General features: G+C 45.2%; 9 protein-coding genes and 1 pseudogene. 3 read left to right on the top strand and 7 right to left on the bottom strand.

Annotation, left to right across the window (positions count from 1 at the left end; translation table 11 throughout):
- A complete protein-coding gene (locus BGK61_RS18680) occupies positions 1-465 on the bottom strand; it encodes a GNAT family N-acetyltransferase (protein WP_076012752.1) in 465 nt (154 codons plus the stop codon).
- Positions 466-830: 365 nt separating this feature from the next.
- On the opposite strand from BGK61_RS18680, the gene BGK61_RS18675 reads away from it, so the two are divergent.
- Complete coding sequence (locus BGK61_RS18675; RefSeq protein ID WP_076012751.1) at positions 831-3,155, top strand: FdhF/YdeP family oxidoreductase; 2,325 nt, start codon at positions 831-833, stop codon at positions 3,153-3,155.
- 82 nt (positions 3,156-3,237) lie between these two features.
- Here BGK61_RS18675 and fdhD read toward each other — a convergent pair whose 3' ends face one another.
- The 6 genes from fdhD to topA form a co-directional block, all read right to left on the bottom strand.
- Positions 3,238-4,011: a formate dehydrogenase accessory sulfurtransferase FdhD gene (gene fdhD / locus BGK61_RS18670; RefSeq protein WP_076012750.1), complete on the bottom strand. Its 774-nt coding sequence runs from the start codon at positions 4,009-4,011 to the stop codon at positions 3,238-3,240.
- Positions 4,001-4,603, bottom strand: a complete 603-nt coding sequence (gene mobA / locus BGK61_RS18665) for a molybdenum cofactor guanylyltransferase (protein ID WP_076012749.1) — start codon at positions 4,601-4,603, stop codon at positions 4,001-4,003. Before mobA ends, fdhD begins: the two co-directional genes overlap by 11 nt.
- The gene (locus BGK61_RS18660) at positions 4,596-5,504 is read right to left on the bottom strand and encodes a LysR family transcriptional regulator (RefSeq protein ID WP_076012748.1); all 909 of its coding nucleotides are present in this window, start codon (positions 5,502-5,504) and stop codon (positions 4,596-4,598) included. The genes mobA and BGK61_RS18660 overlap by 8 nt, the downstream gene beginning before the upstream one ends.
- A 233-nt stretch (positions 5,505-5,737) precedes the next feature.
- A complete protein-coding gene (locus tag BGK61_RS18655; protein WP_076012747.1) occupies positions 5,738-6,541 on the bottom strand; it encodes a leishmanolysin-related zinc metalloendopeptidase in 804 nt (267 codons plus the stop codon).
- A 438-nt stretch (positions 6,542-6,979) separates the two neighbouring features.
- Positions 6,980-7,531, bottom strand: coding sequence for a DUF2058 domain-containing protein (locus BGK61_RS18645; RefSeq protein WP_076012745.1), 552 nt, complete (start codon positions 7,529-7,531; stop codon positions 6,980-6,982).
- A gap of 140 nt (positions 7,532-7,671) precedes the next feature.
- Complete coding sequence (gene topA, locus BGK61_RS18640) at positions 7,672-10,326, bottom strand: type I DNA topoisomerase (protein WP_076026132.1); 2,655 nt, start codon at positions 10,324-10,326, stop codon at positions 7,672-7,674.
- 395 nt (positions 10,327-10,721) lie between these two features.
- Between topA and astB the strand changes: the two genes are divergently transcribed.
- Positions 10,722-12,062, top strand: coding sequence for an N-succinylarginine dihydrolase (astB, locus tag BGK61_RS18635; RefSeq protein WP_076026131.1), 1,341 nt, complete (start codon positions 10,722-10,724; stop codon positions 12,060-12,062).
- Between the two features lie 118 nt (positions 12,063-12,180).
- Positions 12,181-12,375, top strand: a pseudogene (locus BGK61_RS18630) (IS3 family transposase); the annotation flags it as partial.

Below are 12,375 nucleotides of genomic sequence, written 5' to 3'. Positions count from 1 at the left end.
CTAAACTTTATGTCTACTCAATCTTTTCATATCGATGTGAGGAATATCATCTTCCAAGTACATAGTCGAGGTCGCTTCAAACCCAAAACTCTCATAAAAGCGTTTTAAATACTCTTGCGCGCCAATTTCAATATCACAGCCTGGCCATAATACCTCACAATGATTGATGGCCTCACGCATAAGCGCTTTACCTGCCCCCTTCCCTCTGAACCCTTCGCTGATAGCCACTCGGCCGATACTCACCGATGGATAACTTACCCCTTCGCCAAGTAATCGTGCACACGCCACCAATTTGTTATTTTGAAACCCCATTAAATGATGGGTTTGCGGATGACGGTCTTTTTCATCTAGTTCAGGATAGGCACAGTTTTGTTCTACAACAAAAACATCGACACGCAGCTTAAGCAAGTCGAAGAGTTGATGATTAGTCAGTTCATTAAATGTGAGAGATTGCCAAGAAACCATGTTGCCTCGATGAGTTTTTATTATTTACGCTTGAATGTAGCATTAATGAAAAGCTTGTTTAACTATAAGGATTTATCCCTACTCATTTAAGTCTAAAGGAAACGGTTCTTACTCACAAAATATCTCGTTAGTTTTTACAACAATACAAGGCATGTAAAAAGCTACACGATGAACGCGCTTAGCAAGCGTTCACCCACAGAGCCGGCTAGTTTAGCCAGCTTTTGCGGTTAATTGATGAACCCTATCATCTAGTTAGCGTAATCAATTGGAATACCGTAATCAGAATGGTTACGCTGTTTAGACAAAAAGTCTTGGTTAGGTTTTGTAGACAAGGGCAAATGCCCGCGTAGACACAGGGGCAGAACATGAGTGATAAGCGTAACATCAAAACGTATAACAAACCCGCTGGCGGATGGGGTGCACTAAAGAGCGTCACCCAAAGCTGGATCCAAAGCGAAAAGCCGCTTAAAAATTTACGGGCTATGCTTAAAACCAATCAAGATAAAGGTTTTGACTGTCCTGGATGTGCGTGGGGTGAATCGCCAGAAAGCGGCTTAGTTAAGTTTTGTGAAAATGGCGCTAAAGCGGTGAATTGGGAGTCTACCGGTCGTTACGTCGACCCAGAGTTTTTCTCAAACCACTCTGTAAGTTCGCTTAAAAAGCACACTGACTATTGGCTGGAGTCACAAGGAAGACTCATCCACCCAATGCGCTATAACGCCCAGACTGACCATTATGAAGCCGTTTCATGGGATGATGCCTTTGCGCTAGTCGCAAAACACCTAAAGGGTTTAAGTTCACCGCATCAGGCGGAGTTTTACACCTCAGGACGAGCCAGTAATGAAGCAGCCTATTTGTACCAGCTGTTTGTTCGTAAATTCGGAACTAACAATTTTCCCGATTGTTCAAATATGTGTCACGAAGCGTCGGGGCAAGGAATGAAACCTACGATAGGCGTGGGCAAAGGCACGGTTACGTTCAACGATTTCGCCAAAGCAGACACTATTTTTGTAATCGGCCAGAACCCTGGAACCAACCACCCTCGCATGTTAGAACCCCTTCGCGAAGCGGTTCGAAGAGGTGCGCAAGTGGTCTGTTTTAATCCGCTTAAAGAGCGCGGTCTAGAACGGTTTCAAAACCCTCAGCACCCTGTGGAAATGCTAACTAATGGTTCAGAGCCAACTAACACTGCTTATTTCAGACCTGCTCTTGGTGGTGATATGGCGGTCATGCGCGGCATTGCCAAATGGCTGTTAACCTGGGAGCAGGAAGCTATAGCGAATAATGCGCCTCCTATCTTCGATCATGACTTCATCAATACACATACAAATGGGATGGACGACTATTTGGAAGTGGTTGAAGCGACGAGCTGGGAGCAGATCGAAGCGCAGAGCGGCTTATCAAAAGACGAAATACGCCACGCAGCAACCATGTACAAACGTGGAGAACGGGTGATCATGTGCTGGGCGATGGGTATAACCCAGCACAAACACTCTGTCGCTACGGTTCAGGAAATAGTAAATGTTCAATTATTACGAGGGAATGTAGGCAAGCCTGGTGCAGGGCTGTCACCTGTTAGAGGTCATAGCAATGTGCAAGGTGATAGAACCGTAGGCATCAATGAAGTACCGCCGAAAGCATTACTCGATGCGCTGGAAAGTAAGTTTAATTTTGCGGTACCAAGAGAAAGGGGTCACAACACCATACAAGCTATTCAAGCAATGGAGAAAGGTGAGGCCAAAGTGTTTATTGGATTGGGCGGGAACTTCGCACAGGCTACACCGGATACCCCGCGTACTCATGCTGCGTTGTCAAAGTGTGACTTGACCGTTCATATCGCCACCAAGTTAAATCGCTCTCACCTGACAACAGGTAAAGACGCCCTTATTTTACCTTGCTTGGGACGCACTGAAATTGACATGCAAGCTAACGGACAACAAGGCGTGACTGTCGAAGATACGTTTTCAATGGTTCATATTTCTTATGGCCAGCTTCCGCCTAGCTCGCCCGAACTTCGCTCTGAACCCGCGATTATTGCCGGTATTGCAAAGGCGACGTTAGGTAACACTCCGGTAGACTGGGATTTTTTAATTAGCGATTACGACAATATTCGCGAGTTGATTGCCGATACCATCGATGGATTTAAAGACTTTAACACCAAGTTAGCTCAGCCAGGTGGTTTTCACTTGGGCAATGCAGCAGGTGAGAGACGTTGGTTAACCCCTTCTGGAAAAGCCGAGTTTGCCCCAAATGCTCTGCCTGAATCATTGTTAAACGCTGACCTAGTCAAACAAGGCGAAAAACCCGACCTGATATTGCAAACTTTACGCTCTCACGACCAATACAATACTACCATCTATGGAATGGATGACCGTTATAGAGGGGTGTTTGGCGCTCGGGATGTACTGTTTGTTAATGAAAATGATATTGAAAAACTGGGATTTAGCGACGGGGATAAGGTCGACATTACTTCAATGTGGAATGACGGTAAAAAACGCCAGGTTAAACAGTTTATGTTGGTGGCTTATGACATTCCTTCAGGTCAAGCAGCAGCGTATTACCCAGAAACTAATCCACTAGTGCCTTTAGAAAGTTACGGTGACGGTACATTCACGCCAACTTCTAAGTTTATCGCCATCAAACTTTCAAAATCTGAGCCTGATAACCGAATTGAGGTCTCAGCTGTTTAAACTTAATCATAAGGCCCCTTGTCAGGGGCCTTAAACACTTGTGCGGCTCTACCCTTATCGCAGATTAGCTCGCGGGTTTTGTTTAACAAGTATAAGCTCTAGGTGGATCGTGCTTAGGTACATGGATTAGAGTAACACCGTATCGGTTTGCCCACTTAACCGATAGCGATGTGGGTGCAGACAGCGTTACCAAGACCGGTAATTTGGCTCGTACCGCTTTTTGAACCAACTCTAAACTGCAGCGACTGGTCAGAACAACCACACATTTAGAGTCGTGAAGTTTATGGGTAGCGATTGCACCAATTAACTTGTCGAACGCGTTATGTCTTCCTATATCCTCACGACACGCCAATACATTACGCTCGGCATCAACATATAACGCCCCGTGAACTGCGCCGCTCTGCTGCGCTAATGCCTGCGCATTAGATATAAGACCCCGTAACCCCTTAAACCAGCTTGCATCAGGTAAAGCTGATGGAGTCACAGGCTCTAGCTGAGGCAACGCGTTGTCCAGTGCTTCAACACCACAAAGTCCACATCCAGACGCCCCTGCCAATTGCCGTTTATTTTCCTTTAATTTCCAAAACGCCTGGTTGGCAATTTCAACTTCGGCATTGATATGTTCTTTGTGGTGCTTCAAATCAATCCCGTAAAGTTGCCGAGGGTGCTCGATAATGTCATTGCTCAAACTAAAGCCCACAATGAAATCTTCAATATCACTGGGAGTCACCAGCATTACTGCGTAATTGATACCGTTATAACTAATACTTAACGCGACTTCCTCAGCCAGAGTGAAGCTCTGAGTATACGGTGTAGTATCTAAAACCGTGGCTTGTTGTTCGGTATTATTTTTCATTGGGCCAATCACCAGGCGTATTAACATTCAGCCATTGTGCCTCATCGTCATGGGAGGCGTTATCAAGACGATTTGTTTCAAACGCGTGCGCCTTAAGACAAACGGCATTAACCTCTTCTAAAAACCCCACGACGCGCCTTTTGCTTTGGTCAACCAAGTAGTGAGTTAAAGTGGCTTTGGTATTTTGCGAAACGGGCAAGTAAAAGGGCAAGAAGCGATTTTCCACATAGCAAGCTTGGGACCTCTCCCGCCCCACTAATACTAACCGTTTTAGAAGTTCTGGCGTCATTTGAGGCATATCGACGGGAAGAACAAGTAATTCAGTAGGCTTTTCACTGTCTGAATTACCTAATTTATCCAATGCAGCATGCACTCCACTGAGCGGGCCCGCATCTTCGATTTGATCATTTAAAAAACCAGGCGCGTTGCGACTAACAAACACTTCATTGCAACCTGCTGCCCGAAGAAGAGATGAGGCATGGTCAATAAGCGTGCGGCCGTTATAAAGCATTAGCGCTTTGTCTTGCCCCATTCGGCGCGATCGTCCCCCCGCAAGCACTAAGCCAATAAGCGTTGAATCCACCTTATCCATCGTTATCGCCTCTCTGGTAAAATATTTCCGCCCCTTTTAAAAATTCGAAACATTGCTTGGCAATTGGAGAATCTGGCTCCCCTTTACGCATTATAAGCCCAAGGGGGGATATTGTTTTACCATCGTCAACAACAACACTGGCAAGCCCCAATTCAGCATTAGCCCTCGCAACATTTATCGGTACGATAGTACAACACATTCCCTTTTTCACCGCCTGTAAAAGACATTGCACAGAATCCGATTCGATAATGGGCTCATTGTTTACGCCTACATTCGCCATATTTAGCGTAATTGACTGCCTAAAGTGCATAGAAGGTGTCAATAAGCCCAAAGGAAGCGCAGAAAGTGTTTGCCAATCAACCGAGCCATGCTTAAAAGAAAAATATTTTGGGTTATACACCAGCACCATTGGCGTTGAATGAAACGGAAGAATATGAAAATACTGCGCGCTCATTCCTTCTAAATAACAAAGACCGAGATCTAATTCGTTTCTGTGTAACGCGTTAACGATATATTCGCTACTGTGAGTCTGTAAGGAAAATTGTAACGCGCTGTGGTGTTTTGATAAGGCATCAATGATATCAATAGGATCAACACCTGCTAAAGGCACGGCACCGATGCGAAGGCGGCCAACCAAAGCGCCTTTGCATGATGCAGCTTCTGCTTGCAACCCATCACATGCCGCTAAGATATTCTTTGCCCATGCCAGAATTCTTTCACCTTCCGGTGTAAAGCCTTGAAATCTGTGGTTTCGCTCTACCAACTGAATACCAAGCTCATCTTCTAAATTGTGAAGACGTGAAGATAACGTGGGTTGTGTAACATTACATGACTTGGCCGCTTTACCAAAGTGTTGCGTCTCACCTAACGCGACCAAAAACCGCAGCTGACGAATATCCAAAAACCAATACCTTAATCATGATAGATAGCTTCTATCATGATTCTATCAACGGATTGGTTGATTTGTAAAAGTGCTAAGCGCAGGATTTTGAGAAAACGGCGAAATCAAAGCCAGAAACCCACGCGCCAATTGATAAAAACTATCACTTAATTTGTATGCTCAAATATACCGAACACAATCATCATTATTTACGCGATTTCATAGAGCGACGTCCCCGTCGCTCTAAACGCTTTTCAGGCTCGCCACACGAGGTCTTGATTATTTCTTCCTACTATCAATCCTATTGAAAGTAAGAACAGCCACACCGATGCAGCTTCACTTACTGCATGAGTAACAGTGGTTAGATAACCAATGTCAGCAAACGATGCAATAGTGGTATCACTTAACGTGATTGGGTAAGGCCCCAAAAAGCCTGTCATTAAGTCTGACGAACCACCTGGCCACGGCTCATCCCAATGAGCATTCGCAGTCCCCTCGCCTCCGTTGAGTTCAACAGGAATAAACGTAGCGCCTTCTACAAACTCGCGGCGATAAATTTCCAGAGCATACTCTCCGGTATAACGTCCTGAACCACTGACATAATTAGATTGGCTACCCGCAATAGCAAAGTCAGTCGTCCACAACGTTCCGAAGCCAATTACGTGAGCCATTTCGTGAACAATCACATCGAAAAGCCTGCCTCGATTTTCCAAGCGAGTAAGGTCTGCGGTATCAAATTGCATTAGACCTCTGTTTGCGTAAACAAACGGACTATCGGAAAGCTGAGTGATACTCGTTAGGCCAGCGCTACCTAAAACTCCGCCCACACCATCAATGGTGTCACCGCGGGCATCAATGATGATGCTGTGATTAAACGCACTCTGCACACCAATGAGATAAGACTCCCAATACGTGATTGCATCACTAAAAGCACTAGACTGTGAGGGCGTTAGCCCTCCAAGATCATTAACCGTTATTTTAAATAACCCTGCGCTGGCTGAAAACGACATAGACAGCGATACAAAAACACTTAATAACCACTTAAATAAGCCACGCATGGCATCACTCCAAAATTAAGAACAACAAGGCAATAAACAAAAAGCGCTTTTTAAAAATTATAGTTGAGAAAACAACCGTATGTAGACTTGTTTAAGATGATAAGTTAGCGGCAGAAATGTCAGTTTCTAAAGGGTAATAATGGCTATTTTTAAGCTGCGATAGCTTCAAGCAAAGCCATTCACAATCGACATGCTGTACGGTTGGTAAAGGAGCTGTTACTGAGCTGATTGGCGTAAAGTTCTTTAAGGCAAGAAGTATTATCAAAAAAGCTGGGGGACTCGCAGCGTTACAGCTAATGCTTAGCAAATCATTTACGCCTGCTTTATCGCCTATTACATGCTTACCTAGTAAATTCTCGCCTTGTAAACTCCCGCCTAGTAAATTCCCACCTACCACGCCTTAAGTTCAGGGCGTGGTGGCGAGCAAGTATGCGAGAGCTACCAGGTTAAATCATCTGGAATTTCATAATCAGCGTACCAATCGTCTTCTTCTTCATCTTTACCGTCAGACCCGCTTTTATCCAAATCAGCACGATAAATGACTGAGGCTTCGTCGCGCTGTGCTATTTTATCAGCAACGGGGGTAGGTACAAGTTCGTAGGCATCGTCTAACAACACAATAGCTAAACGGCCTTTTGTTACCTGTTTGTGCATCTCTTCACTTACGTACATGCGCTTAACCACATTGTCGTGAGTAAAGTTAAGCAGGGTCTCACCGCTGCGTGGTTGCTTATTCACAGTGATAAGTTGTCTTACCTGCGCTACAATCGAGCGCTTCTCCCGCTCCTGCTGTTGTAGCTGGTTGAGTTCGCGAGAACGGGCTTTTTTCTCTTCAGCCGCCTGTTGAGCAGCCACTGTTGCTTCATCAATGACGGGTTGATTTTGTTTGTTCTTCTGCTTCTGTTTTTTGCGTTTGTCCGCACGCGCTTGTTTTGCAGACGCTTTATCGGCCAAACCGGCTTTCAGTAGTTGGTCTTGTAAGGAGGCCATAATCACTCTCTATTATTCTGAATCTGATGTTACGTTGCTTAGGCATTGAGTAATGTTTTAAGACGTAACAAGCCCGAGCAAAGTCGGGCTTATAGTTTTCAATTAAAGGTGTATTTTACCTTTTAGCTCATTCAATAGCGCTATTTTTTCTTGGCTTTAGTCGCCGGCTTTTTAGCAGCCTGCTCCTGCCACTTTCCATTTTCATACCATGCAGACCATCCAGTCGCTTTGCCATTGTCATTTTCAGACATCACGTATTGCTGTTTAGTCTTCCGGCTGTATCGAACTATCGCAGGATTACCATCCGGATCCGTTTGTGGTGCATCAGCGAGATAATAGAATTTCGGCGAAATTCTGTCTCTAAAGCGAGCAAGTTCTTCCACTTTCGGTGCACGAGTTTCACGCGACTTCGGAAAGTTATGGGCTGCCAAGAAAATACCTGAAGCACCGTCGCGCAACATAAAGTGGGCGTCAGACTTTTCACACGGAAGCTCAGGTAAATCTACCGGGTCTTCTTTTGGTGGCGCAGCTTCGCCATTTCTAAGAAGCTTACGAGTATTCTTACACTCTTCATTGGTACAGCCGAAATACTTACCAAAACGACCGTTTTTAAGCTCCATATCGCTGCCACATTTGTCACACTCAATAATAGGACCATCATAGCCTTTAATTTTGAATGTACCTGTTTCAACTAAGGTGCCATCACATGTTGGCGTGTTACCACACACATGAAGTTTACGGGTTTCGTCAACCAAGTAACTGTCCATTGCCGTGCCGCACTTAGGACAACGCTTTTTAGAGCGAAGCGCTTCTGTTTCAAGCTCTTCTTCATCGTCCACCTTCACTACTTCATCACCAGGCGTTAAATTCATGGTGTTAGTGCAGCGCTCTTTCGGTGGTAAGTTGTAGCCTGAACAGCCCAAGAATACGCCGGTTGACGCGGTTCTTACGTTCATTTCACGGCCGCATTTGTCGCAATCAATACCTGCAGGTACCGCCTGATTCAGGCGCATACCGCCCTCTTCAGGGTCTTTCTCAGCGTTTAACAGTTTGCCGTAGAAGCCGCTGTAAAACTCATTGAGCACGTCTTTCCAATCTTTCTTGCCTTCAGCAATATCATCAAGATGTTGCTCCATGTTGGCAGTGAAATCATAGCTCATCAAATCGTCAAAGTTTTCCATCAGACGATCGTTTACTATTTCGCCCATTTTCTCGGCATAAAAACGCTTATTCTCTAAGCGCACATAGCCGCGATCTTGAATGGTTGAAATAATACTGGCGTATGTTGAAGGACGGCCAATTCCACGTTTTTCAAGCTCTTTAACTAACGAAGCTTCATTAAATCTCGCCACAGGTTTAGTAAAGTGTTGTTTAGGGTCAAGCGCTTTTAAGTCAAGCACATCGCCTTTTTGCACATCAGGCAACATAAGCTCTTCTTCGCCTTTTTTGCGAAGCTGAGGCTGTACACGTGTCCAACCATCGAACTTAAGTACGCGGCCTTTCGCCGTTAGCTCGTAATCACCTGCCGCCACTTTAATAGTGGTTGCATCGTACTTTGCTGGTGTCATCTGACAGGCCACAAACTGGCGCCAAATAAGCTCGTAAAGACGCTGCGCATCGCGCTCCATATCGCCTAAACTCGCAGCACTAATGCTCACATTTGAAGGGCGGATCGCTTCGTGCGCCTCTTGCGCACCTTCTTTACTGCCGTAGCGATTTGGCGAATCAGGCAGGTACTTATCACCAAAATTATCTGAAATGTACGCTCGAGCACTGTCCAACGCCTCTTGGCTTAAATTGGTTGAATCCGTACGCATATAGGTGATGTAACCCGCCTCGTAAAGGCGCTGTGCCATCATCATGGTTTTCTTAACACCAAAGCCCAATCGAGTACTTGCTGCTTGTTGTAGCGTTGAGGTAATAAACGGTGCTGAAGGACGACTTTGCGTAGGCTTTGACTCGCGGCTTTCAACCGTGTAGTTAGCCCCTTCTAAGTCAGCAAGCGCTTTATCTGTTTCGGCCTTGTTTTTAGGCTTAAATGCATTGCCCTGGTGCTTTGCTACCAGCATGCGAAGTGCCGCTTTTTGCTGGCTGGTTAAATCTGCGTGTACGTCCCAAAACTCTTCTGGAACAAACGCTTTAATTTCACGCTCACGCTCAACAACAAGCCTTACTGCTACCGATTGAACACGTCCTGCTGAAAGGCCTCGGGCAATCTTTTTCCACAGTAATGGCGATACCATGAAACCTACCACACGGTCTAGGAAACGGCGTGCTTGCTGTGCGTTTACGCGAGAGATGTTTAGCTCACCAGGCGCAGAAAACGCATCTTGAATCGCGTTCTTGGTAATTTCGTTAAATACTACTCGTTGATAGGTCTTATCCTTCTTGCCTAACAACTCTTGTAAGTGCCATGCAATCGCTTCCCCCTCGCGGTCCAAATCGGTCGCGAGATAGATGGTGTCAGCGTCTTTAGCTAGCTTTTTAAGTTCGTTAACGACTTTCTCTTTACCCTGTAGCACTTGATAGTGGGCTTTCCAGTCTTTCTCTGGATCCACCCCCATTCTGTCTACAAGCTTCAAATATTCGTGCCGGCGGAGATATTCTTGGCGCTCTTCTTCGCTTAAAGTTTTGAGTTCTTTAGCCGGTTTTTTAGGCTCTACTTTACCTAATGCCTTCGTCGGAAGATCTCGCACGTGGCCAACCGAACTTTTTACGATAAAATTTTTACCGAGATATTTATTTATCGTTTTCGCTTTGGCTGGTGACTCGACTATGACCAGTGATTTTGCCATATAATTGAACTAAACCTATTGATTTTTAATGACTATTTACGTCAAATTCTGAAAATTGGAGCAACCTCGCACTATATATAGGGTACTCGCTCTTTTTTAACATATATCTACAAAGTGAATGGAAAACAAGATCTTCTTCATACTTATTCTTTCCATTGCTTTAAACACGCGCAAAAACTGTACAATAAATAAACAGCACGATTGGCATTGGCCTTAAAAGCCGTATAATGCCAGCCATTCCAACCTAGCCTGACGACATGTTCAGGTGTGAAGAAGTGCATCGTTTGCCCCTTTATAAAAACAGAAGCGTTACCGCTGCAGTCTATTTAATCGCAGTGCGTATGGAAAAGTAACATATAGGGTCAAACGCCAAAACTCCAAGAATGAGGGAAAGTATGAAGCAGTTTGAAGTTAACTTTGATGGTCTTGTTGGACCTACCCATAACTATGCCGGTTTGTCGTTTGGCAATGTCGCTTCCCTGAACAATGCAAATGCGAAGAGCAGCCCAAAGCAAGCGGCTAAGCAAGGTCTTGCAAAGGCGAAAGCGTTAGCCGATATGGGAATGGTTCAAGGTGTGTTAGCCCCACAGGAGCGTCCTGACATCGCTGCACTACGCCGATTAGGCTTTACAGGCTCTGATGCTCGCGTTCTAGAAAGCGCTGCAAAGCAATCTCGCGAGATTTTCCTTGCATGTTGCTCTGCCAGTAGCATGTGGACCGCAAATGCCGCCACTGTGTCTCCTAGTGCCGATACTGCCGATGGTCGTGTTCACTTTACCCCTGCAAACTTAACTAACAAGTTCCATCGTTCTTTAGAGCCTCAGGTAACCGGCAACATTTTGCGCGGCACGTTCGCCAATGAAAAGCATTTTGCTCATCACCAGCATTTGCCAGATAACGAGCATTTTGGTGACGAAGGCGCAGCCAACCACACACGACTTTGCAGCAACTATGGTCAGGCAGGCGTTGAGCTGTTTGTTTACGGTCGTCATGCATTTGATACCAGCAAACCTGCGCCGAAAAAATTTCCAGCTCGCCAGACGTTAGAAGCATGCCAAGCTGTAGCCCGTTTGCACGGCCTTGATGACGATGGCGTGGTTTACATGCAGCAGAACCCAGATGTTATCGATCAAGGCGTATTCCACAACGACGTAATTGCCGTGGGCAACCAGAATGTACTGTTCTTCCACGAGCAAGCGTTTTATCAAAAAGACGCTGGATTTAAAGAGCTTCAAGCTAAATTTGGTAGCGAACCGCTGCATTTTATTGAAGTGCCGACTGCTGAAGTATCAGTGCAAGATGCAGTGAAAACGTACTTGTTCAATACGCAAATAATAACGCTTCCAAGCGGCGATATGACCATCATTGCGCCAACTGAGTGTGAGGAAAATGAAGCCGTTAAGCGCTATTTAGACAAGCTGGTAACACTGGGTACGCCCATTAAGTCGGTTAATTATTTTGATGTTAAACAAAGCATGCGTAATGGCGGTGGTCCGGCATGTTTGCGTTTGCGCGTTGCAATGAATGACCAAGAACTCGCCGCGGTTAATCAAAATACATTAATTAACGATTCACAGTTCGCACGCTTAAATGCATGGGTCGACAAACACTATCGCGATGAATTAAGCGAAGATGACTTGCGCGATCCGCAATTATTAATTGAGTCTCGTACTGCGCTTGATGAGCTAACACAAATCCTTAAAATTGGTTCGGTTTACCCATTCCAACAGGGATAAGTTCAGCCTGATTAAAATTAAGCAAAAAAGAAAGCCGGCTAACTAGCCGGCTTTTTGTTATTTGAGTGACCCATCCTAAATAGCGTTGACACTTTTCAAACTTAATTTGGAGAGTGTAATGAAATCAAATAGCAAAAGAACTCAACGCGATTATTCCCTCGCTTTTAAATTGGCTGTTGTAGACCAAGTTGAAAAAGGCGAATTCACATATAAACAAGCACAAGACCACTACGGAATTCAGGGGTGTTCAACGGTTTTAGTTTGGCTTCGTAAGCATGGTCGTCTAAATTGGACGGATGGAACACCTAAGTTT

Origin of the sequence: Alteromonas abrolhosensis (genome assembly GCF_001953635.1) — a bacterium.
Taxonomy (GTDB): Bacteria; Pseudomonadota; Gammaproteobacteria; order Enterobacterales; family Alteromonadaceae; genus Alteromonas; species Alteromonas abrolhosensis.
This window is presented reverse-complemented; position numbering and strand designations above follow the sequence as displayed.

What these genes read in the sequence shown, in the direction of transcription:
- astB (WP_076026131.1), top strand. Translation starts at nt 10,722, where the DNA reads ATGAAGCAGTTTGAAGTTAACTTTGATGGTCTTGTTGGACCTACCCAT.
- BGK61_RS18680 (WP_076012752.1), bottom strand. Translation starts at nt 465, where the DNA reads ATGGTTTCTTGGCAATCTCTCACATTTAATGAACTGACTAATCATCAA.
- topA (WP_076026132.1), bottom strand. Translation starts at nt 10,326, where the DNA reads ATGGCAAAATCACTGGTCATAGTCGAGTCACCAGCCAAAGCGAAAACG.
- BGK61_RS18655 (WP_076012747.1), bottom strand. Translation starts at nt 6,541, where the DNA reads ATGCGTGGCTTATTTAAGTGGTTATTAAGTGTTTTTGTATCGCTGTCT.
- fdhD (WP_076012750.1), bottom strand. Translation starts at nt 4,011, where the DNA reads ATGAAAAATAATACCGAACAACAAGCCACGGTTTTAGATACTACACCG.
- BGK61_RS18675 (WP_076012751.1), top strand. Translation starts at nt 831, where the DNA reads ATGAGTGATAAGCGTAACATCAAAACGTATAACAAACCCGCTGGCGGA.
- mobA (WP_076012749.1), bottom strand. Translation starts at nt 4,603, where the DNA reads ATGGATAAGGTGGATTCAACGCTTATTGGCTTAGTGCTTGCGGGGGGA.
- BGK61_RS18645 (WP_076012745.1), bottom strand. Translation starts at nt 7,531, where the DNA reads ATGGCCTCCTTACAAGACCAACTACTGAAAGCCGGTTTGGCCGATAAA.